A 20,304-nucleotide genomic window follows, 5' to 3' on the forward strand; every position below is an offset into this window, starting at 1 on the left:
GAACGGCCGAATCGTGGCCTATTTCCGGTGGGTGTCGCCGGCGCCCCTCAGGTGGTCGGGGCGTCGGGGGCCAGACCGGCCAGCGCGGGCAGCACGGCCGCCACCTGGCGCTCCAGCGGCTTGGTCAGGTAACCCTTGACCGAGGCGTGCCGGGCTGCGCGCTCGCGATCCGCCGGATCGGCCGACGAGGACAGCATGAGCACCACCGCCCCACCCCGTTGCGCCGGGCTGAGCGCCTCGAAAGCCTCCAGGAACTCGAACCCGTTCATGACCGGCATGTTGATGTCGAGCAGGATGATGGAGACCCCGTGGTCCGGCGTGTTGCGCAGGTGATCGAGCGCCTGTGCCGCTCGCTCGAAGCCCAGGATGTCGTACCCGACACCGCTGCGCTGCAGGATCAGCCGGGTGAACAGCAGGTCGTTGTCGTTGTCGTCGACCATCATCACTCGACACGTCATGGCTTCTCCAGGGGGACACAGGACAGGTTCCGGCTGGGGTATGGTATTGCGGTTTTGGGCTGGCGCAGACCGGCTTTCGGGAGACACGACATGCAGGCAGCCTGGTACGAGCGCAATGGCCCCGCGGACGAAGTTCTGGTGGTGGGCGAGATGCCGACCCCGGAACCGGGGCCCGGCGAGGTGCGGGTACGGCTGGCCTGGTCGGGCGTCAATCCGTCCGACGTCAAATCCCGTGCGCGGCGGCCGCTGATCGCGCCCCGCATCGTGCCGCACAGCGACGGCAGCGGCGTGATCGATGCCGTGGGCGCCGGGGTACCGGCCGCGCGGCTGGGGCAACGGGTGTGGACCTGGAACGCCCAGTGGAAGCGCCCCATGGGCACGGCTGCCGGCTTCGTGACCCTGCCCTCGGAACAGGCGGTGGACCTGCCGGCGTCGGTCTCGCTGGAAGCGGGTGCCTGTCTGGGCATCCCCGGGCTGACCGCGGTCCAGGCCGTGCGCCTGGCCGCGCCACAGCCCGGGCAGACGGTGCTGGTCACCGGCGCCGGCAACGCGGTGGGTCATCTGGTGGTGCAGCTCGCGCGGCGGCTCGGTGCCCGTGTCATCGGCACCGCCGGGTCGGATGCGCGGCGGGCGCTGGCCTTGCAGTCCGGTGCCATCGAGGTGGTGGACTACCGCCAGCCCGAGGCCGTGCGCCAGGTGCTCGACCTCACCGGCGGCGCCGGCGTCGACCTGGTCATCGACATGGATTTTTCGGGCACGGCGGCCTGGCTGCCCCAGGGCGTGCTGCGCCCGCATGGCCGGGTGGTCTGCTACGGCTCCAACAACCCGGGCGAGGTGACGGTCGATTTCCGCACCTTGCTGTTCCAGTCCATCGCCTGCCAGTTCTTCGTGGTGTACGAGCTGACCCCTGGCGATCGGGCAGCGTGCATCGCCGAGCTGCGTGCACGGCTGGAGGCTGGTCAGCTGGACATCCACACCGGTGCGCAGTGGGCCCTGACCGACATCGCGCATGCCCACCGGTGCGTGGAAAGCGGGGCGTCGCTGGGCACCGTGCTGGTGGCCACCTGAGGCCACCTGAGCGGCACGGATCGGAAGAAACGCACATCTCGCGCCATTTCGGCGCGCGTCCCCTCAAGTAGGGACACATCCGTCCGACATACAGACATCGCCAACTGGAGAGGTGTCTTATGTTTCGGAACATGACTCTGGCCCAGCGGCTGCTGGCCATCAACGGCGTGCTGATGTTCACGCTGCTGGCCACCGCACTCACCGTCTGGGTGCTGATGAGCAACCTCAGCTCGGCGGCCGACCGGATCAATGCGGTCAATGTGCCTCAACTGCAGCGCATCGCCGACCTCGAACTCAACGTCACCCGCGTGTCGCTGCAGCTGCGCCACGCCATCCTGTCCCGCAATCCGGCCGAGCTGGACACCGCCCTGGCCGACATCGCCGCCAAACGCACCGTGCTGGAACGGGAACTGGAGCTGTTTGGCCAGTCGATGAAGGACGACGCTGGTCGACAGGCCTTTGCGCCGCTGCCCGGCCTCATGAACACCTTCTGGAAAGCGGGTGAGGCCAACATCGCGCTCATCCGCTCGGGTCAACGCGCTGAGGCATTTGCCTATCTGGTGGACACCACCATTCCGGCCCGCAACGCTTTGCTGGCGCCGCTGGGCGAAGAGAAACTGCGCCAAGGCCGGCAGCTGTCTGACCGGGTCCACGACATCGATGAATTCGCCAGCCTGGACCGCAATATGGTCATGGGTGCCGTGGCCTTTGCATCGCTGGTGCTGATCGGACTGACCCTGTACCTGCGCCGCGTCACCCGCGACCTGGGCGCCGATCCGGCCGTGCTCAAGCAGGTCGCCCAGTCGGTGGCGGCGGGCGACCTGTCCATCCACATCCCGCTGCGTGCCGGCGACCGCGACAGCACCCTGGCCAACCTCAAGGCCATGGTCGAACAGCTGGAGCAATCGGTGCGCACCGTGCGCCAGTGCGCCGATGCGGTGTCGCTGGGCAGCAGCGAGATCGCCAGCGGCAACAGCGACCTGTCCCAACGCACCGAAAGCCAGGCCAGCGCGCTGGAGGAAACCTCGGCCTCCATGGAACAGGTGGGCAGCACGGTGCGGCAGAACTCGGACAACGCACAGACGGCGAATCAGCTCGCCATGAGTGCGTCCAGCGTCACCGCCGAGGGCGGGCAGGTGGTGACCGAAGTGGTCGGCACCATGCGGGACATCGAGCAGAGCGCACGCCGCATCGGCGAGATCATCGGCGTCATCGACGGCATCGCCTTCCAGACCAACATCCTGGCCTTGAACGCGGCGGTCGAAGCCGCCCGTGCCGGCGAGCAGGGCCGAGGCTTTGCGGTGGTGGCCGGCGAGGTCCGCAACCTGGCCCGACGCAGCGCCGAGGCCGCCAAGGAAGTGCGCCGCCTCATCGAGGACAGCGTGGACCGTGTCGAGAAGGGCACCGCGCTGGCCGACAAGGCCGGCACGACCATGCAGGAGATCGTGACCAGCATCCGCCGCGTGTCCGACATCGTGGGCGAGATCAGTTCGGCCAGCGCCGAGCAGAGCGCCGGCGTGTCCCAGGTGGGAGAAGCCATCACCCAGATGGACCAGGCCACCCAGCAGAACGCGGCCCTGGTGGAAGAAATGGCCGCTGCCGCCAGCAGCCTGCGCACCCAGGCCCAGCAGATGGTGGATGCCGTGGCCGTGTTCCGCTTGCGTGATCACGCTGCGCGGATCTGATGCCATGGCGGGGTCGACATCGACCCCAACGTGTTTCCCGCCCCCAAGAAAAAAGCCCTCCGATGGAGGGCTTTTTCATGGTCACTGCCGTGCTGGAGTGACCGTCTGGTTTGGTTGCGCGGGCAAGATTTGAACTTGCGACCTTTGGGTTATGAGCCCAACGAGCTACCAGGCTGCTCCACCGCGCGTCAAGCCTTCTAGTATATCACGCTTTGGCAGCGTCACCGGCAGCAGCGTCGGCCTTTTCTTCGGCACGGTCCACCAGCTCGATGTAAGCCATGGGCGCGTTGTCGCCCACGCGGAAACCCATCTTCAGGATGCGGGTGTAACCGCCCGGACGCGCCTTGAAGCGCGGGCCCAGCTCGTCGAACAGCTTGACGACCACATCGCGGTCGCGCAGGCGGTCAAAAGCCAGACGGCGGTTGGCCACGGTGGGCACCTTGGCCAGGGTGATCATGCGCTCGACCACGCGGCGCAGTTCCTTGGCTTTGGGCACCGTGGTCTTGATGGCTTCGTGCGTGAGCAGCGAATTCATCATGTTGCGCAGCATCGCCTGGCGATGCTCGCTGGTGCGGTTGAGTTTGCGAAGTCCGTGTCCGTGACGCATGGTGATGTCCTTTCAATGTTTTGCCCCCAGCCGGATCAGGTACTGGAGGGACGTCAGGTGAGGGCTTGCGCCCCCGTCTTTCAGTGCTTGTCGAGACCGGCCGGCGGCCAGTTTTCGAGCTTCATGCCCAAGGTCAGGCCGCGCGAGGCGAGCACTTCCTTGATTTCGTTGAGCGACTTGCGACCCAGGTTCGGGGTCTTCAGCAGCTCGTTCTCGGTGCGCTGGATCAGGTCACCGATGTAGTAGATGTTCTCGGCCTTCAGGCAGTTGGCCGAACGCACGGTGAGCTCCAGCTCGTCGACCGGACGCAGCAGGATCGGATCGAACTGCTGCGGATTGCGGGTCGGCTCGGAGGTCGGGAAGATCTCGGCGCCTTCGAGGTGCGCAAACACCGCGAGTTGCTCGACCAGGATCTTGGCGGAGGCGCGGACCGCCTCTTCGGGGCCGATGGAGCCGTTGGTCTCGATCTCCAGCACCAGCTTGTCCAGGTCGGTGCGCTGTTCCACACGCGCGCTTTCCACGGTGTAGCTCACGCGCTTGACCGGCGAGAAGGACGCATCCAGGATGATCCGGCCGATGGAGCGGGACTGCTCGTCACCGCGGCGCAGGCTGCCGGGCACATAGCCACGGCCCTTCTCCACCTTGATCTGCATGTCCAGCTTGGCGCCGGCCGACAGGGTGGCGATCACGTGACCCGGGTTGACGATCTCGACGTCATGGGGCGTCTGGATGTCGGCGGCGGTCACCACGCCTTCGCCATCCTTGCGCAGGCTCAGGGTCACCTCGTCGCGGTTGTGGAGCTTGAACACCACACCCTTGAGGTTGAGCAGCATGTTGACCACGTCCTCCTGGACGCCGTCGATGGACGAGTACTCGTGCACCACGCCAGCGATCGTCACCTCGGTCGGCGCGTGACCCACCATCGACGACAGCAGCACACGGCGCAGGGCGTTGCCCAGCGTGTGGCCGTAACCGCGCTCGAACGGCTCCAGGGTCACCTTGGCGCGGTTGGCCGAGACTTGCTCGACATTGATGGTTTTGGGCTTGAGCAGATTGTTCAGCATTCAGACTTCCTTCAGGACCCTCGGCTCGTTACACCGATAAGGCAGACGGAGCATGGCCCGACGGATGCCGCAAGGGCGACCGCCGGGAACGGGATTAACGCGAATACAGTTCGACGATCAGCGATTCGTTGATGTCCGAACCGAACTCGTCGCGGTCAGGCGACTTCTTGAAGACGCCTTCGACCTTGTCGACCGACACGTCCACCCAGCCGGGGAAGCCGATCTGCTTGGCCAGTTCCAGGGCCTCGACCACGCGGGCCTGCTTCTTGGACTTCTCACGCACGGCGATCACGTCGCCAGCCTTGACGCTGTAGGACGGGATGTTCACCGACTTGCCGTTCACGGTGATCGCCTTGTGCGACACCATCTGGCGGGCTTCGGCACGGGTGGATGCAAAACCCATGCGGAACACCACGTTGTCCAGGCGGGACTCGAGCAGCTCCAGCAGGTTGGAGCCGGTGTTGCCACGGCGACGGTCGGCTTCGGCGAAGTAGCGGCGGAACTGGCGCTCCAGCACGCCGTAGGTGCGCTTGACCTTCTGCTTCTCGCGCAGCTGCAGACCGAAATCGGAAGTGCGCTGACCCGAGGTGCGGCCGTGCTGGCCAGGCTTGGAGTCGAACTTGGCCTTGTCGCTGATCGAGCGGCGGGCGCTCTTGAGCAGCAGGTCGGAGCCTTCACGGCGGGAAAGTTTGGCCTTGGGGCCGAGGTAACGTGCCACGTGGATATCCTTGGTTGGTACTGCCGCGACCGGCCCGAAACCGGGTCATCGCGGGAGCCTTCCGCTGCAGGCGGAGGCGGTGGGCTTAAAGACAACACCACCGCAGGGGACTGCGGTGGTGATCGGGAAAACCCCGGAGTATAGCGCGCCAGTGGCGCGCCACTCCAGTGAGGGGGTCAGATGCGGCGGCGCTTCTGGGGACGGCAGCCGTTGTGCGGCACCGGGGTCACGTCCGAAATGGAGGTGATGCGGATGCCCAGGGCGCCCAGTGCACGAACCGACGACTCGCGGCCAGGACCGGGACCCTTGATCTCGACGTCCAGGTTCTTGATGCCCTGTTCCTGCGCGGCACGACCGGCCACTTCGGAAGCCACCTGGGCTGCAAACGGGGTCGACTTGCGCGAACCCTTGAAGCCCTGACCACCCGACGAAGCCCAGGACAGTGCGTTGCCCTGGCGATCGGTGATGGTGATGATGGTGTTGTTGAACGAGGCGTGCACGTGGGCGATGCCGTCAGCAATGTTCTTGCGGACTTTCTTGCGGACGCGAGCGGCAGCGCTGCTGGAGGGAGACTTGGCCATGGGGATCCTTCAATCCAATTATTTCTTCAGCGACTGGGCGGCTTTGCGCGGGCCCTTGCGCGTGCGGGCATTGGTCTTGGTGCGCTGACCACGCAGCGGCAGACCACGGCGGTGACGGAAGCCGCGGTAGCAGCCGATGTCCATCAGACGCTTGATGTTCATGGTGGTCTCGCGACGCAGGTCACCTTCAATGGTGAAGGTGCCGACCTGCTCACGAACCTTCTCCAGTTCGGCGTCGGTCAGATCCTTGATCTTCTTGTCGTAGGCAATGCCGCAGGCTTCGCAGATCTTGCGAGCACGGGTGCGGCCAATGCCGAAAATGGCCGTCAAGCCGATCTCGGCGTGCTTGTGCGGCGGAATGTTGATACCTGCAATACGAGCCATGATGGTCCTCTAACTAAACCTGTCAGCCTTGACGCTGCTTGTGACGCGGGTCGGTGCAAATCACGCGCACGATGCCATGGCGCTTGATGATCTTACAGTTGCGGCACATTTTCTTGACCGAAGCCGAAACTCTCATTGTCTTCTCCTAGAAATTCAAAAATTCTGACCAGTTGCGCTCACTTGGAGCGGAATACGATCCTTGCCCGGGTGAGGTCGTACGGCGTGAGCTCGACCTTCACCTTGTCCCCCGGCAGGATGCGGATGTAGTGCATCCTCATCTTCCCGGATATGTGTCCCAGAACCACGTGGCCGTTTTCGAGTTTGACCCGAAAGGTTGCGTTGGGAAGGTTTTCAACCACCTCCCCCTGCATCTCGATCACATCATCCTTGGCCATACCAGATCAATTGCCGAGGGAGGTTTTGAAATTGGCTTTCTTCAACAGGGATTCGTATTGCTGGGACATCAGGTAGTTCTGCACCTGGGCCATGAAATCCATGGTCACCACCACGATGATCAGCAGGGACGTACCGCCAAAGTAGAAAGGCACGTTGTACTCAAGGATCAGGAACTCCGGCAGCAGACAGACCGCCGTGATGTATACCGCTCCGGCCAGCGTCAGACGCAGCAGGATCTTGTCGATGTAGCGGGCCGTCTGGTCGCCAGGGCGGATGCCCGGAATGAAGGCGCCGCTCTTCTTCAGGTTGTCGGCGGTTTCCCGGCTGTTGAACACCAGGGCCGTGTAGAAGAAGCAGAAGAACACGATGGCGGCCGCATACAGCGCCACGTAGACCGGCTGACCCGGCGACAGCGCCGACGCGATGTCGCGCAGCCAGCGGGTGGACTCACCGGTACTGACCCAGCTGACGATGGTGGTCGGCAGCAGGATGATCGACGAGGCGAAGATCGGCGGGATCACGCCGGCCATGTTGAGCTTCAGGGGCAGGTGCGACGACTGACCGCCATACACCTTGTTGCCCACCTGACGGCGTGCGTAGTTCACCAGGATCTTGCGCTGGCCGCGCTCCACGAACACCACGAAATAGGTGACGAGGATGACCAGGGCAATGATGAACAGCGACACCAGGATACTCATGGCGCCGGTACGGACCAGCTCCAGCAGGCCGCCGATGGCGTTGGGCAGACCGGCTGCGATGCCTGCAAAGATCAGGATCGAGATGCCGTTGCCCAGGCCACGCTCGGTGATCTGTTCGCCCAGCCACATCAGGAACATGGTGCCCGCGACCAGGCTGACCACCGCCGTCAGACGGAAGCCCATGCCGGGATCGATCACCAGACCGGCCTGACCTTCCAGGGCCAGGGCAATGCCCATGGCCTGGAAGATCGCCAAGCCCAGAGTGCCGAAACGGGTGTACTGGGTGATCTTGCGACGACCCGCCTCGCCCTCTTTCTTCAGCTGCTCGAACGCAGGGACCACATAGGTCATGAGCTGCATGATGATCGAGGCCGAGATGTACGGCATGATCCCGAGAGCGAACACCGTGAACCGGGACAGCGCGCCGCCCGAGAACATGTTGAACAGGCTCAGGATGCCGCCCTGCTGTCCCTTGAACAGCTGCTCCAGCTGCGCCGGGTCGATGCCCGGCACAGGGATGTGGGCGCCAATGCGGTACACCACCAGCGCCAGCAACAGGAAAACGAGTCGGCGACGCAGGTCACCGAACTTTCCGGTCTTGGCGAGAGAGGGGTTGCCAGTAGCCACAGATGGGTTCCGTCAGGTCGGTATCAGGCCACGCTGCCGCCGGCTGCCTCGATGGCGGCCTTGGCACCTGCGGTGGCGGCGATGTCCTTGAGGGTCACGGCGCGGGTGATCTCACCCGTCTTGATGACCTTCACGCGCTTGGCGAGGTTGGCCACCAGGCCAGCCTGCTTGAGCACGAGCACATCGATCTCGGCCACGTCCAGACCGTTCAGGTCGGACAGGGTGACTTCGGCGTTGAACTGCAGCAGGGCGGACTTGAAGCCGCGCTTGGGCAGACGGCGCTGCAGGGGCATCTGGCCGCCTTCGAAGCCGACCTTGTGGTAGCCGCCCGAACGCGATTTCTGACCCTTGTGGCCGCGACCGGCGGTCTTGCCCAGGCCGGAGCCGATGCCGCGACCCACGCGACGCTTGGCGTGCTTGGCGCCGTCGGCGGGCTTGATGGTGTTGAGTTGCATGTCAGTGGCTCCGATCAGAGGACTTTGACCAGGTAGCTGATCTTGTTGATCATGCCGCGCACGGCGGGGGTGTCCTGCAGCTCACTCACGCTGTTGAGCTTGCGCAGGCCCAGGCCACGCACGGTGGCGCGGTGGTCCTGCTTGCAGCCAATAGGGCTGCGGACCAGCTGGACTTTGACAGTGGTTTGGGTGGTCATGGTCGTTCCTATCAACCCAGGATGTCTTCCACCGACTTGCCACGCTTGGCGGCGACTTCGGAGGGGGTGGTCGAGTTCTTCAGGGCGTCCAGGGTGGCGCGCACGAGGTTGTACGGGTTGCTCGAGCCATGGCTCTTGGCCACGACGTCGGTCACACCCAGCACCTCGAACACGGCACGCATCGGACCACCGGCGATGATGCCGGTACCCTTGACGGCGGGCAGCATCATGACGTTGGCGGCACCGTGCTCGCCGGTCACGCTGTGGTGCAGCGAACCGTTGCGCAGGGACACCTTAATCATGTTGCGGCGGGCCTGCTCCATGGCCTTCTGCACGGCGACCGGCACTTCGCGGGCCTTGCCCTTGCCCATGCCGACGCGGCCATCGCCGTCACCGACCACGGTCAGTGCTGCGAAACCGAGGATGCGACCGCCCTTGACCACCTTGGTCACGCGGTTGATCGCGATCATCTTCTCGCGCAGACCGTCGTCGTTCGCTTCGTTCTTGATGTTTGCCTGAAATTTAGCCATTTTGGTATCCCGTCCGATCAGAACTGCAGGCCGGCTTCACGGGCTGCGTCGGCCAGAGCCTTGACGCGACCGTGGTAGGCGAAACCGGAGCGGTCGAAGGCGACCTTCTCGATGCCGGCGGCCTTGGCCTTCTCGGCGATGCGCTTGCCGATCAGTGCAGCGGCAGCGGCGTTGCCGCCCTTGCCGGAAGCACCCAGCTGGGCGCGGACTTCGGCTTCGGCGGTGGAGGCCGAGGCCAGCACACGGGAACCATCGTCGGAGATGACGTTGGCGTAGATGTGCAGGTTGGTGCGGTTCACCGTCAGACGCACGGCGCCCTGCTGGGCGATGCGGATGCGGGTCTGACGGGCGCGACGCAGGCGTTGCTCTTTTTTGGTCAGCATGATCGGCGTCCTTATTTCTTCTTGGTTTCCTTGATCACGACCTTCTCATCCGCATAACGGATGCCCTTGCCCTTGTAGGGCTCGGGAGGACGGACAGCGCGAACCTCGGCGGCGATCTGACCCACGGTCTGGCGGTCGGCACCCTTGATGACGATTTCGGTCGGCGTGGGGGTTTCCACCTTGATGCCGGCCGGCATGTCGATGACGACCGGGTGGGAGAAGCCCACGTTCAGATTGAGCTTGGCGCCTTGTGCCTGGGCCTTGTAGCCCACGCCGATCAGGCTAAGCTTCTTCTCGAAGCCCTTGCTCACACCGTTGACCATGTTGTTGACCAGCTGGCGCAGGGTACCGGACATGGCGTTGGCTTCGCGGGACTCGTCCACCGGGACGAAAGTCAGCGAACCGGCCTTGTTCTCGATCTTGACCAGCGGGTTCAGGTTCAGGCTCAGGGCACCGAGTGCACCCTTGACGTTCACCTGCGTGTCGTTCACCGCGACATCGACCCCGGCGGGGACGGCGACGGGCAGTTTTCCAATACGTGACATTCAGTCTCTCCTCAATGCCCGCGTCAGGCGACGTAACACAGGACTTCGCCACCCACGCCGGAGGCGCGGGCCTTGCGATCGGTCATCACGCCCTTCGGGGTGGTGACGATGGCGACGCCCAGACCGTTCATGACCTGGGGGATGGCGTCACGGCCGCGGTAGATGCGCAGGCCAGGACGGCTGACGCGCTCGATGCGCTCGATGACGGGGCGGCCGGCGTAGTACTTGAGGGAAATCTCGAGTTCGCTCTTGCCACCATCGGTCTTGACCTGGAAGCCGTCGATGTAGCCCTCGTCCTTCAGGACCTGGGCAATCGCTGCCTTGACTTTGGACGACGGCATCGACACGGAAGCCTTTTCGACGGCTTGCGCGTTGCGGATGCGGGTCAACATGTCGGCGATAGGATCACTCATGCTCATGTGGGGTTCTCCTAAGGCTTACCAGCTGGCTTTGGTCACGCCAGGGATCTCGCCGGCAAATGCCATCTCGCGAACCTTGGCACGGGCCAGACCGAAGTAGTTGAAGGTGCCGCGCGGACGACCGGTGATCTCGCAGCGGTTGCGCTGGCGGGTCGGGTTGGCGTTGCGGGGCAGTTTCTGCAGAGCCAGGCGGGCAGCGTCGCGTTCCTCGTCGGAACGCTTGGCGTCACCGGCGATGGCCTTGAGCTCGTTGTATTTGTTGGCGAACTTGGCGGCGAGCTTCTCGCGCTTGAGTTCACGTTGGAGTAGTGCTTGTTTAGCCACGCGCCACCTCAGTTCTTGAACGGGAAACGGAAACCAGCCAGCAGTGCCTTGCACTCTTCGTCGGTCTTGGCGGTTGTCGTGATGCTGATGTTCAGGCCGCGCAGGGCATCGACCTTGTCGTACTCGATCTCGGGGAAGATGATCTGTTCCTTGACGCCGATGTTGTAGTTGCCACGGCCATCGAACGAACGACCCGAGATGCCACGGAAGTCGCGCACGCGGGGCAGGGCCACGGTGACGAAACGGTCCAGGAATTCGTACATGCGGGCGCCACGCAGGGTGACCATGCAGCCGATGGGCTGCTGCTCGCGGATCTTGAAACCGGCGATGGCCTTCTTGGCCTTGGTGACCACCGGCTTCTGGCCGGAGATCTTGGTCAGGTCGCCCACGGCGTTGTCCATGACCTTCTTGTCGGCCACGGCTTCGCTCACGCCCATGTTCAGCGTGATCTTGGTGATGCGGGGCACCTCCATGACCGACTTGTAGCCAAACTTGGTGACCAGCTCGGGTGCGACCTTGTCGCGGTAGATGTCTTGAAAGCGTGCCATGGTCATGCCACCTTGATCTCTTCGCCGCTGGACTTGTAGACGCGCACTTTCTTGCCGTCTGCCAGGACCTTCACACCCACGCGATCGGCCTTGCCCGTGGCGCCATTGAAGATGGCGATGTTGGACTGGTGGATCGGCATGGTCTTTTCGATGATGCCGCCGGCCACGCCCTTCATGGGGTTCGGCTTGGCGTGCTTCTTGACGATGTTCACGCCCTCGACGACCACGCGGTCCTCGTCGGTGCGCTGCAGGACCTTGCCCCGCTTGCCCTTGTCGCGGCCAGCGATCACGATGACTTCATCGCCACTACGGATCTTGTTCATGTTGATTCCTCAGAGAACCTCGGGCGCCAGGGACACGATCTTCATGAACTTCTCGGTACGCAGTTCGCGCGTGACCGGGCCGAAGATGCGGGTGCCGATGGGCTCCAGCTTGGCGTTGAGCAACACAGCGGCGTTGCCATCGAATTTGATCAGCGCGCCGTCCTGGCGGCGGATGCCCTTGGCGGTGCGGACCACCACAGCGTTGTAAACCTCGCCTTTTTTGACGCGGCCACGGGGCGCTGCTTCCTTGATGCTGACTTTGATGACATCGCCCACGCTGGCGTAACGGCGCTTGGAGCCGCCGAGCACCTTGATGCACATCACGGACTTGGCACCCGTGTTGTCAGCAACATCGAGTCGAGATTGCGTTTGGATCATTTGATTTAAGTCCCAACTTGAATCCCTCCAGCCACCGTGGTCGGAGGTGATCAGTCTTGGGCCCGTCGTACAGGCAGCAACCGGTGTTTGATGCCGGCCACCACCCTTCGGTGGGCAGAAAGCTATCCGCTTTTTACAGCGAAGCCGCGTAGTATGGCATGCCCTGCAGTGGCTGTCAAGCGACGGGGAGGTAGCGCCGGCACAACGCCAGAAAATCATCCAGATCGGCGGCCGGGCGGGCACTTTGCCCGGCGCGCACAGCCTCGTCGGCCAGCACGGCCGCCACGGCGGGGGCCATGCGGGCGGCTTCGGTGGCATCCAGGAACAACGACCGCCAGCGGCGCGCCAGGACATCCTCGACGGTGCGCGCGTGCTCGTGGCGAAAGGCATGGCGGACCATGGCCTCGGTCAGCCCCATGCCCAAGACGGTGGAAGCGCCACAGGCGGCGACATCCGGCGCTTCCGCACCAAAAAGGTGCATTCCAGGGGCGGCATGCAGCGGCATCGGCGAGGCCTTGTCGCCAGGTGCCCCCACCAGCGGGTGCGCCCGGGTCTGGCCTGCGGGTCGGGCCGGCAGCAGCCCGGCCTCGAAGCACCGGGTCATGACGTCTTCGGCCATGGCGCGGTAGGTGGTCCATTTGCCGCCGGTGACGGTGACCAGGCGGCCATCGATGACGATGGTGTGCTCGCGGGAGAGGGTGCGGGTCTCGCCGTCGGCGGATGTGGGCGGCGCCACCAGCGGTCGCAGGCCCACCCACAGGCTGCGGATGTCGCGCCGGCGCACCGGTCGGCTCAAGGCCTGGCCGGCTTCGCTCAGGATGAACTCCAGCTCTTCGGCAAAGGCATCGGGCTCGCGGGGCAGGTCGGTGCGGGGTGTGTCGGTGGTGCCCAGGATGAGCTTGCCCAGCCACGGCACGGCAAACAGCACGCGGCCGTCCCGGGTGCGCGGCACCAGCAAGGCATGGCGGCCGGGCAGGAAGTCGCGGTCGACCACCACATGCACGCCCTGGCTCGGGCTCACCATGCGCGAGGGCGTGCCGGCGGCGCTGCGCAGCGCGTCCACCCACACCCCGGTGGCATTGACCACGCAGCGGGCGCGCACGCCGTACCCCGTTCCGGTCAAGCGGTCCTTCAGGTCCGCCCGGGTCAGTTCACCGTCGGCCTGCAGGCCGGTGACCTCCAGGTAGTTGAACAGGCGGCCCCCCGCTGCTTCGGCGGTGCGCGCCAGGGCCAGGGCCAGCCGGGCGTCGTCGAACTGGCCGTCCCAGTACTGCACGCCGCCGCGCAGGCCGCGCTCCTGCACCCCGGGCAGGGCCTGCAGCGCCTCGGCACGCGAGAGGAATTCGGTCCGGCCCAGGCCGGCCTTGCCGGCCAGCAGGTCGTAGAGCTTGAGGCCCAGACCATAAAAAGGCGTCTGCCACCAGCGGTAGGACGGCATGACGAAGGGCAGCGGCTGCGCCAGGTGGGGCGCGACGCTGAGCACGGTGGCGCGTTCGGCCAGGGCTTCCCGCACCAGCGAGAGGTTGCCCTGGGCCAGATAACGCACGCCGCCGTGCAGCAATTTGGTGGAGCGGGAGGACGTGCCTCCCGCAAAGTCGTGCGACTCGGCCAGCACGACGGAAAAACCCCGCAGCACCGCGTCGAGCGCCACGCCCAGGCCGGTCGCGCCGCCACCGACGACCAGCAGGTCGACGGGCGTGTCGGGCGACAGGGAGGCGAGGCGCTCTTCGCGGATCATGCGGATGCCGTACCGATCAACGGGCCTTGCCGGCTTTCCAGGCGTTGAGCAGCTGCTCGTAGGCGATGGTCTCGCCCTTGGGCTTCTCGTTGGCCAGCTTCTTCCACGGGGCGGCCTTGTCGCTCAGCCACTTGTCCGGGCTCTCCTTCTTGTTGAGCTTGGGCGCGCAGCGCTCCATGCCGGCACGCTCCAGACGGCCCATCACCTGGTCCATCTGATCGGCCAGGCTGTCCATGGCGGCCTGCGGGGTCTTCTCGCCGGTCACGGCCTGGGCCACGTTCTGCCACCAGAGCTGGGCCAGCTTGGGGTAGTCGGGCACGTTGGTGCCGGTCGGGCTCCAGGCCACGCGGGCGGGCGAACGGTAGAACTCGACCAGACCACCCAGCTTGGGCGCCATGTCGGTCATGGCCTTGCTCTGGATGTCGGACTCGCGGATCGGGGTCAGGCCGACCAGGGTCTTCTTGAGCGACACCGTCTTGGCGGTCACGAACTGGGCGTAGAGCCAGGCGGCGGCCGTCTTGTTGGCGTCGTGGTCCTTGAAGAAGGTCCAGCTGCCCACGTCCTGGTAGCCGTTCTGCATGCCCTGCTTCCAGTACGGGCCGTTGGGGCCGGGAGCCATGCGCCACTTCGGGGTGCCGTCGGCATTGACCACCGGCAGGCCGGGCTTGGTCATGTCGGCGGTGAAGGCGGTGTACCAGAAGATCTGCTGCGCGATCTGACCCTGCGCCGGCACCGGGCCGGCTTCGCCGAAGGTCATGCCGGTGGCTTCCTTGGGCGCGTACTTCTTCATCCAGTCCACGTACTTGGTGAGGGCGTAGACGGCAGCCGGCGAGTTGGTGGCGCCGCCACGCGAGACACTGGCGCCCACCGGGGTGCACTTGTCGGCGGCCACGCGGATGCCCCACTCGTCGATCGGCAGGCCGTTGGGCGCGCCGATGTCGGCGGTGCCGGCCATGGACAGCCAGGCGTCGGTGAAGCGCCAGCCCAGCGACGGGTCCTTCTTGCCGTAGTCCATGTGGCCGTAGATGGGCTTGCCGTCGATCTGCTTCACGTCGTTGGTGAAGAACTCGGCGATGTCCTCGTAGGCGCTCCAGTTCAGCGGCACGCCCAGGTCGTAGCCGTACTTGGCCTTGAACTTGTCCTTGAGGTCCTTGCGATCGAACAGGTCGGCGCGGAACCAGTACAGGTTGGCGAACTGCTGGTCGGGCAGCTGGTAGAGCTTGCCGTCCGGACCGGTGGTGAACTTGGTGCCGATGTAGTCCTTGATGTCGATGCCGGGGTTGGTGAACTCCTTGCCCGAACCGGCCATGTAGTCGGTCAGGTTCATGATCTTGCCGTAGCGGTAGTGGGTACCGATCAGGTCGGAATCGGAGATCCAGCCGTCATAGATGCTCTTGCCCGACTGCATGGAGGTCTGCAGCTTCTCGACCACGTCACCTTCCTGGATCAGGTCGTGCTTGACCTTGATGCCGGTGATTTCCTCGAAGGCCTTGGCCAGGGTCTTGGACTCGTACTCGTGGGTGGTGATGGTCTCGGAGACCACCGAAATTTCCTTCACGCCCTTGGCCTTGAGCTTGGCCGCGGCGTCGATGAACCACTTGAGTTCGGCCGTCTGCTGGGCCTTGCTCAGGGTGGAAGGCTGGAACTCGCTGTCGATCCACTTCTTGGCGGCGGCTTCGTCGGCCCAGGCGGGCAGAGAACCCAGGGCCAGCAGCGATGCCAGCGCCAGGGCGGTATGACGCACTTTCATGAATGTCTCCTCTGTGTTGGCTGCCCCGGTCGGGAACGCAGGCTCGGCCCCGGGGCAGCGATCGGGCCGAATCGGAAAAGGGAAAGGCAGTGCCGTCGGGTCAACCCTTGCGCATGACCAGCAGCAGCCAGACGATGGAGATGCCGAAGCTCACCCACACGCTGGGTTCGTCGGCCATCGACAGGCGCTCGGCGATCCAGCCGGCCATGCCGACAAACGCCAGGTTGATGTAGGCCGCCCCGAGCAGGCCCACGAACAGGCGGTCGCCGCGCGTGGTCTTCATGGGCAGGAAGCCCTTGCGCTCGGTGGTGGGGGAGCGGATCTCCCACAACGTCATGCCGATCAGCATGAGGGCGATGCAGATGAAGAAGACCGCCACCGGCGTGGTCCAGACCATCCAGGCAAACATGTCGGCTCCTTCAGACGCGGCCCATCGCGAAACCCTTCGCGATGTAGTGACGGACAAACCAGATGACGATGGCACCCGGCACGATGGTCAGCACGCCGGCGGCAGCCAGCGTGGCCCAGTCCATGCCGCTGGCGCTCACGGTGCGGGTCATGGTGGCGACGATGGGCTTGGCGTTCACGCTGGTCAGCGTGCGGGCCAGCAGCAGCTCGACCCAGCTGAACATGAAGCAGAAGAACGCGGCCACGCCCACGCCCGCCTTGATGAGGGGCAGGAAGATGGTGAAGAAGAAGCGCGGGAAGCTGTAGCCGTCGATGTAGGCGGTCTCGTCGATCTCGCGCGGGATGCCGCTCATGAAGCCTTCCAGGATCCAGACCGCCAGCGGCACGTTGAACAGCAGGTGCGCCATGGCCACCGCGATGTGCGTGTCCATCAGGCCCAGCGTGGTGTAGAGCTGGAAGAAGGGCAGCAGGAACACGGCCGGCGGCGTCATGCGGTTGGTCAGCAGCCAGAAGAACACATGCTTGTCGCCCAGGAAGCGGTAGCGGCTGAAGGCGTAGGCCGCCGGCAGCGCCACCGTCAGCGAGATGGCGGTGTTGATGCCCACATAGATCAGGCTGTTGATGTAGCCCGAGTACCAGGACGGGTCGGTGAAGATGGTCTTGTAGTTGGCCCAGGTGAACTGCGCGGGCCACAGGGTGAACGAGGACAGGATTTCCTCGTTCGTCTTGAAGCTCATGTTGAGCATCCAGTAGATCGGCAGCAGCGCGAACACCAGATAGGCCAGGAGGAACAGCGTCCTCTTCTTGAAGCGGCGTTCATTCATGGCCGGACTCCTTCTGGGCCTGGCCCAGGCTCTGCATCCAGTTGTAGAGCACGAAGCAGAACAGCAGGATGATGAGGAAGTAGATCAGCGAGAAGGCGGCGGCCGGGCCCAGGTCGAACTGGCCGACCGCCTTGGTGGTGAGGTACTGGGACAGGAAGGTGGTGGCGTTGCCGGGGCCGCCGCCGGTGAGCACGAAGGGCTCGGTGTAGATCATGAAGCTGTCCATGAAGCGCAGCAGCACCGCGATCATGAGCACGCCCCTCATCTTGGGCAGCTGGATGTAGCGGAACACCGCCCACTTGCTGGCGCCGTCGATGCTGGCGGCCTGGTAGTAGGCGTCGGGGATGCTGCGCAGGCCGGCATAGGCCAGCAGGGCCACCAGCGGCGTCCAGTGCCACACGTCCATGGCCAGCACGGTCCACCAGGCGTGGTCCGGGTTGCCGGTGTAGCTGTAATCAAAGCCCGCCTTCTCCAGGTAGTAGCCCAGCAGGCCGATGTCGGCGCGGCCGAAGATCTGCCAGATGGTGCCCACCACGTTCCACGGGATCAGCAGCGACAGCGCCACGATCACCAGCACCGCCGAGGACTGCCAGCCGCGCGAGGGCATGGACAGCGCCAGCGCGATGCCCAGCGGAATCTCCACCAGCAGCACCGCCAGCGAGAACTGGATCTGCCGCCACAGCGCCAGGTGCAGCTCCTCGTCGCGCATCACCGCCACGAACCATTCGGTGCCGACGAACACGCGGCGGTCCGGCGAGAAGATGTCCTGCACCGAGTAGTTCACCACCGTCATGAGCGGCAGCACGGCCGAGAAGGCCACGCACAGCACCACCGGCAGCACCAGCCACCAGGCTTTCTGGTTCACGGGTTTCAAGGTCTGGCTCATGGGATCAGCCTCTCGTCCTGGTAGAAGCAGGTGTGGGTGTCGATCAGCCGCAGGTGCACCGTGTCGCCCACCGCCGGCGCGTGGCGTTCGGCCGCCAGCCGCACCTTGAGCAGGTGTCCGCCGGCCTCGCAGGTCACCATGGTGCTGGTGCCGATGTCCTGCACCCGGCCCACGCGCGCCGGCAGGGTGCCGGCCTCGCCTTCCAGGCCGATGTCGAGGTATTCGGGACGGATGCCCAGGCGCAGTTCGCCGGGGGGCAGCTGGCGGCCCGGCACCGGCAGCAGCCGGTCCAGCACGCGCACCGCACCACCTTCGCCTTTGGCCGGCAGGAAGTTCATGCCCGGCGAGCCGATGAAGTGGCCCACGAAGGTGTGCTCCGGCCGCTCGAACAGGGCTTCGGCCGTGCCGACCTGCACCGCCCGCCCGCGCGACATGACCACCACCTCGTCGGCAAAGGTCAGGGCCTCGATCTGGTCGTGCGTGACGTAGATCAGCGTGAGCTTGAGCTCGTGGTGGATCTGCTTGAGCTTGCGCCGCAGCTGCCACTTGAGGTGGGGGTCGATCACGGTCAGCGGCTCGTCGAACAGCACGGCCGACACGTCCGGCCGCACCAGGCCGCGGCCCAGCGAGATCTTCTGCTTCTGGTCGGCCGACAGGCCGGCGGCGCGCATGTCGAGCTGGTGGCTCATCTCCAGCATCTCGGCAATGCGGCCCACGCGCTCGCGGATCTCGGCGGCGGGCACCTTGCGGTTCTTCAGCGGGAATGCCAGGTTCTCGGCCACGGTCATGGTGTCGTAGATGACCGGGAACTGGAACACCTGCGCGATGTTGCGCTGCTGCGGGGTCTGACGGGTCACGTCACGCCCGTCGAACTTCACCGTGCCCTGCGAGGGCGTGAGCAGCCCCGACATGATGTTGAGCATGGTGGTCTTGCCGCAGCCCGAGGGGCCGAGCAGCGCATAGGCGCCGCCATCGCGGAAGCTCATCTTGAGCGGCAGCAGCGCGTAGTCCTCGTCGCGCTGCGGGTGGGCACGGTAGGCGTGCGCCAGGTCGAGTTCGATCAGGGCCATCAGCCGCGCCCTCCGGTTGCGTTGCGCTGCGCTGCGCGCAGCAGCGGGCCGGCAGCGTCGAACACGAACACCTGGCGCGGGTCCAGGTACAGCGTGATCGCCGTGCCCAGGTCCAGGTTGTGCACGCCAGTGAGCTGGGCCACCAGCTCGCCCACCGGGCTGTGCAGGTGCACGAAGGTGTCGGAGCCGGCAATCTCCGCCAGCTCCACCTGACCGGCCAGGGCCAGATCGCCGTCACGCCGCCGGGGGCGCAGGGCACCGGCGCGCACGCCCAGCACCAGCTGGCGGGGCGAACCCGCCGGCAGCTCCACCGGCCAGGTCGCGCCACCCGCCAGCCGCACGCCACCCTCCACCGCCTCGGCCGGCACCAGGTTCATGGGCGGATCGCTGAAGGCCCGCGCCACGCGGATGCTCTGCGGCGCATGGAACACCTCGGCGGTGGGGCCGTACTGCAGCAGCTCGCCGGCGTCCATGACGGCCGTGAAGCCGCCCAGCAGCAGGGCCTCGCCCGGCTCGGTGGTGGCGTACACCACGGTCGAATCGCCGCTGGCGAACAGCGCGGTGAGTTCGTCGCGCAGCTCTTCGCGCAGCTTGTAGTCCAGGTTGACCAGGGGCTCGTCCAGCAGCATCAGCGGGGCGCGCTTGGCCAGGGCGCGGGCCAGCGCCACGCGTTGCTGCTGGCCGCCGGACAGCTCGGCCGGCAGGCGCTCCAGGAAGGGGTCGATGTGCAGCCTCTCGGCCAGTTCGTGCACGCGGCGCTCGATGTCCTTCTCGCCCCGCAGCTTGAGCGGCGAGGCGATGTTCTGCGCCACCGTCATGGACGGGTAGTTGACGAACTGCTGGTAGACCATGGCCACGTTGCGCTCGCGCACCGAGGCGCGGGTGACGTCGCGGCCGTCCACCGTGACGCGGCCGCTGGAGGCCGTGTCCAGGCCGGCCATGATGCGCATCAGACTGGTCTTGCCGGCCTGGGTGGCACCCAGCAGCACCGTGACCGCGCCGGGCACCAGCGACAGGTCCAGCGGATAGAGGTGGACCTCGGGTCCGACCGTCTTGCCGACGTGTTCCAGGTTGAGTTGCATGGATGTGAAGCGAAAAAAAGCGCCCAAAGCGAAAGGCGAGCACTTTCGAGTTGGCGATTCTATTGTTCGCTTGTGTTCGTTTTTATTCGGTATTTACCCTGAAAGCGGCTTTTGCCTTTTCCGTTATGTTCGTGCCCCGGACCTTGCCGCCGCGCCCG

At 65.3% G+C, this 20,304-nt stretch carries 28 protein-coding genes and 1 tRNA gene; 2 read left to right on the plus strand and 27 right to left on the minus strand.

Annotation, left to right across the window (positions count from 1 at the left end; genetic code table 11):
* Positions 1 to 47: 47 nt before the first annotated feature.
* Entirely contained in the window at positions 48 to 458 is a 411-nt protein-coding gene (locus WD026_RS10145) for a response regulator (RefSeq protein WP_425723546.1), read from the minus strand.
* A 90-nt stretch (positions 459 to 548) separates the two neighbouring features.
* Between WD026_RS10145 and WD026_RS10150 the strand changes: the two genes are divergently transcribed.
* Entirely contained in the window at positions 549 to 1,526 is a 978-nt protein-coding gene (locus tag WD026_RS10150) for an NADPH:quinone reductase (protein ID WP_425723547.1), read from the plus strand.
* A gap of 131 nt (positions 1,527 to 1,657) precedes the next feature.
* Positions 1,658 to 3,211, plus strand: coding sequence for a methyl-accepting chemotaxis protein (locus WD026_RS10155; RefSeq protein ID WP_425723548.1), 1,554 nt, complete (start codon positions 1,658 to 1,660; stop codon positions 3,209 to 3,211).
* Positions 3,212 to 3,322: 111 nt separating this feature from the next.
* Here the strand turns inward: WD026_RS10155 and WD026_RS10160 are convergent.
* The 26 genes from WD026_RS10160 to WD026_RS10285 form a co-directional block, all read right to left on the minus strand.
* Positions 3,323 to 3,399, minus strand: a tRNA-Met gene (locus WD026_RS10160).
* Positions 3,400 to 3,416: 17 nt separating this feature from the next.
* On the minus strand, positions 3,417 to 3,818 hold the full coding sequence (rplQ, locus tag WD026_RS10165) for a 50S ribosomal protein L17 (RefSeq protein WP_425723549.1): 402 nt from the start codon (positions 3,816 to 3,818) through the stop codon (positions 3,417 to 3,419).
* A gap of 80 nt (positions 3,819 to 3,898) precedes the next feature.
* Positions 3,899 to 4,882 (minus strand): DNA-directed RNA polymerase subunit alpha, encoded by a 984-nt coding sequence (locus WD026_RS10170; RefSeq protein WP_425723550.1) that lies wholly within the window; start codon positions 4,880 to 4,882, stop codon positions 3,899 to 3,901.
* A gap of 94 nt (positions 4,883 to 4,976) precedes the next feature.
* Complete coding sequence (rpsD, locus tag WD026_RS10175) at positions 4,977 to 5,600, minus strand: 30S ribosomal protein S4 (RefSeq protein ID WP_425723551.1); 624 nt, start codon at positions 5,598 to 5,600, stop codon at positions 4,977 to 4,979.
* Positions 5,601 to 5,776: 176 nt separating this feature from the next.
* Positions 5,777 to 6,181 (minus strand): 30S ribosomal protein S11, encoded by a 405-nt coding sequence (gene rpsK / locus WD026_RS10180; RefSeq protein ID WP_086118894.1) that lies wholly within the window; start codon positions 6,179 to 6,181, stop codon positions 5,777 to 5,779.
* Positions 6,182 to 6,199: 18 nt separating this feature from the next.
* Positions 6,200 to 6,565 (minus strand): 30S ribosomal protein S13, encoded by a 366-nt coding sequence (gene rpsM, locus WD026_RS10185; protein ID WP_086118895.1) that lies wholly within the window; start codon positions 6,563 to 6,565, stop codon positions 6,200 to 6,202.
* Positions 6,566 to 6,587: 22 nt separating this feature from the next.
* On the minus strand, positions 6,588 to 6,701 hold the full coding sequence (rpmJ, locus tag WD026_RS10190; RefSeq protein ID WP_084236402.1) for a 50S ribosomal protein L36: 114 nt from the start codon (positions 6,699 to 6,701) through the stop codon (positions 6,588 to 6,590).
* Positions 6,702 to 6,741: 40 nt separating this feature from the next.
* Positions 6,742 to 6,960 carry a translation initiation factor IF-1 gene (infA, locus tag WD026_RS10195; RefSeq protein WP_066267877.1) on the minus strand — a complete coding sequence of 73 codons (219 nt, stop codon included), beginning with the start codon at positions 6,958 to 6,960 and terminating at the stop codon, positions 6,742 to 6,744.
* A 6-nt stretch (positions 6,961 to 6,966) separates the two neighbouring features.
* Positions 6,967 to 8,286, minus strand: a complete 1,320-nt coding sequence (secY, locus tag WD026_RS10200) for a preprotein translocase subunit SecY (protein WP_425723552.1) — start codon at positions 8,284 to 8,286, stop codon at positions 6,967 to 6,969.
* 23 nt (positions 8,287 to 8,309) lie between these two features.
* Complete coding sequence (rplO, locus tag WD026_RS10205) at positions 8,310 to 8,741, minus strand: 50S ribosomal protein L15 (protein WP_425723553.1); 432 nt, start codon at positions 8,739 to 8,741, stop codon at positions 8,310 to 8,312.
* A gap of 14 nt (positions 8,742 to 8,755) precedes the next feature.
* The gene (gene rpmD, locus WD026_RS10210; protein WP_086118899.1) at positions 8,756 to 8,938 is read right to left on the minus strand and encodes a 50S ribosomal protein L30; all 183 of its coding nucleotides are present in this window, start codon (positions 8,936 to 8,938) and stop codon (positions 8,756 to 8,758) included.
* An 11-nt stretch (positions 8,939 to 8,949) separates the two neighbouring features.
* A complete protein-coding gene (gene rpsE / locus WD026_RS10215) occupies positions 8,950 to 9,468 on the minus strand; it encodes a 30S ribosomal protein S5 (RefSeq protein WP_425723554.1) in 519 nt (172 codons plus the stop codon).
* Positions 9,469 to 9,485: 17 nt separating this feature from the next.
* Positions 9,486 to 9,851: a 50S ribosomal protein L18 gene (gene rplR / locus WD026_RS10220; protein WP_086118901.1), complete on the minus strand. Its 366-nt coding sequence runs from the start codon at positions 9,849 to 9,851 to the stop codon at positions 9,486 to 9,488.
* Between the two features lie 11 nt (positions 9,852 to 9,862).
* Entirely contained in the window at positions 9,863 to 10,396 is a 534-nt protein-coding gene (gene rplF, locus WD026_RS10225; RefSeq protein ID WP_425723555.1) for a 50S ribosomal protein L6, read from the minus strand.
* A 23-nt stretch (positions 10,397 to 10,419) separates the two neighbouring features.
* Entirely contained in the window at positions 10,420 to 10,815 is a 396-nt protein-coding gene (rpsH, locus tag WD026_RS10230) for a 30S ribosomal protein S8 (protein ID WP_086118903.1), read from the minus strand.
* A gap of 18 nt (positions 10,816 to 10,833) precedes the next feature.
* A complete protein-coding gene (gene rpsN / locus WD026_RS10235; RefSeq protein WP_086118904.1) occupies positions 10,834 to 11,139 on the minus strand; it encodes a 30S ribosomal protein S14 in 306 nt (101 codons plus the stop codon).
* A gap of 8 nt (positions 11,140 to 11,147) precedes the next feature.
* The gene (rplE, locus tag WD026_RS10240) at positions 11,148 to 11,687 is read right to left on the minus strand and encodes a 50S ribosomal protein L5 (protein ID WP_086119684.1); all 540 of its coding nucleotides are present in this window, start codon (positions 11,685 to 11,687) and stop codon (positions 11,148 to 11,150) included.
* A gap of 2 nt (positions 11,688 to 11,689) precedes the next feature.
* Complete coding sequence (gene rplX / locus WD026_RS10245) at positions 11,690 to 12,010, minus strand: 50S ribosomal protein L24 (RefSeq protein WP_425723556.1); 321 nt, start codon at positions 12,008 to 12,010, stop codon at positions 11,690 to 11,692.
* A 9-nt stretch (positions 12,011 to 12,019) separates the two neighbouring features.
* Positions 12,020 to 12,388: a 50S ribosomal protein L14 gene (gene rplN / locus WD026_RS10250; protein ID WP_009514936.1), complete on the minus strand. Its 369-nt coding sequence runs from the start codon at positions 12,386 to 12,388 to the stop codon at positions 12,020 to 12,022.
* Between the two features lie 175 nt (positions 12,389 to 12,563).
* Positions 12,564 to 14,126 (minus strand): FAD-dependent oxidoreductase, encoded by a 1,563-nt coding sequence (locus tag WD026_RS10255; RefSeq protein ID WP_425723557.1) that lies wholly within the window; start codon positions 14,124 to 14,126, stop codon positions 12,564 to 12,566.
* A gap of 16 nt (positions 14,127 to 14,142) precedes the next feature.
* Positions 14,143 to 15,876 carry an ABC transporter substrate-binding protein gene (locus tag WD026_RS10260; protein ID WP_425723558.1) on the minus strand — a complete coding sequence of 578 codons (1,734 nt, stop codon included), beginning with the start codon at positions 15,874 to 15,876 and terminating at the stop codon, positions 14,143 to 14,145.
* Between the two features lie 100 nt (positions 15,877 to 15,976).
* A complete protein-coding gene (locus tag WD026_RS10265; protein ID WP_425723559.1) occupies positions 15,977 to 16,285 on the minus strand; it encodes a DUF2160 domain-containing protein in 309 nt (102 codons plus the stop codon).
* Positions 16,286 to 16,295: 10 nt separating this feature from the next.
* Positions 16,296 to 17,108, minus strand: coding sequence for a carbohydrate ABC transporter permease (locus tag WD026_RS10270; RefSeq protein ID WP_086118909.1), 813 nt, complete (start codon positions 17,106 to 17,108; stop codon positions 16,296 to 16,298).
* Positions 17,101 to 17,994 (minus strand): carbohydrate ABC transporter permease, encoded by an 894-nt coding sequence (locus WD026_RS10275; RefSeq protein ID WP_425723560.1) that lies wholly within the window; start codon positions 17,992 to 17,994, stop codon positions 17,101 to 17,103. Before WD026_RS10275 ends, WD026_RS10270 begins: the two co-directional genes overlap by 8 nt.
* Positions 17,991 to 19,064, minus strand: coding sequence for an ABC transporter ATP-binding protein (locus WD026_RS10280; protein WP_425723561.1), 1,074 nt, complete (start codon positions 19,062 to 19,064; stop codon positions 17,991 to 17,993). Before WD026_RS10280 ends, WD026_RS10275 begins: the two co-directional genes overlap by 4 nt.
* Positions 19,064 to 20,146: an ABC transporter ATP-binding protein gene (locus tag WD026_RS10285; protein ID WP_425723562.1), complete on the minus strand. Its 1,083-nt coding sequence runs from the start codon at positions 20,144 to 20,146 to the stop codon at positions 19,064 to 19,066. The genes WD026_RS10280 and WD026_RS10285 overlap by 1 nt, the downstream gene beginning before the upstream one ends.
* Positions 20,147 to 20,304 lie beyond the last annotated feature (158 nt).

It is taken from the genome of Hydrogenophaga sp. R2, from assembly GCF_049843595.1.
Lineage (GTDB): Bacteria > Pseudomonadota > Gammaproteobacteria > Burkholderiales > Burkholderiaceae_C > Hydrogenophaga.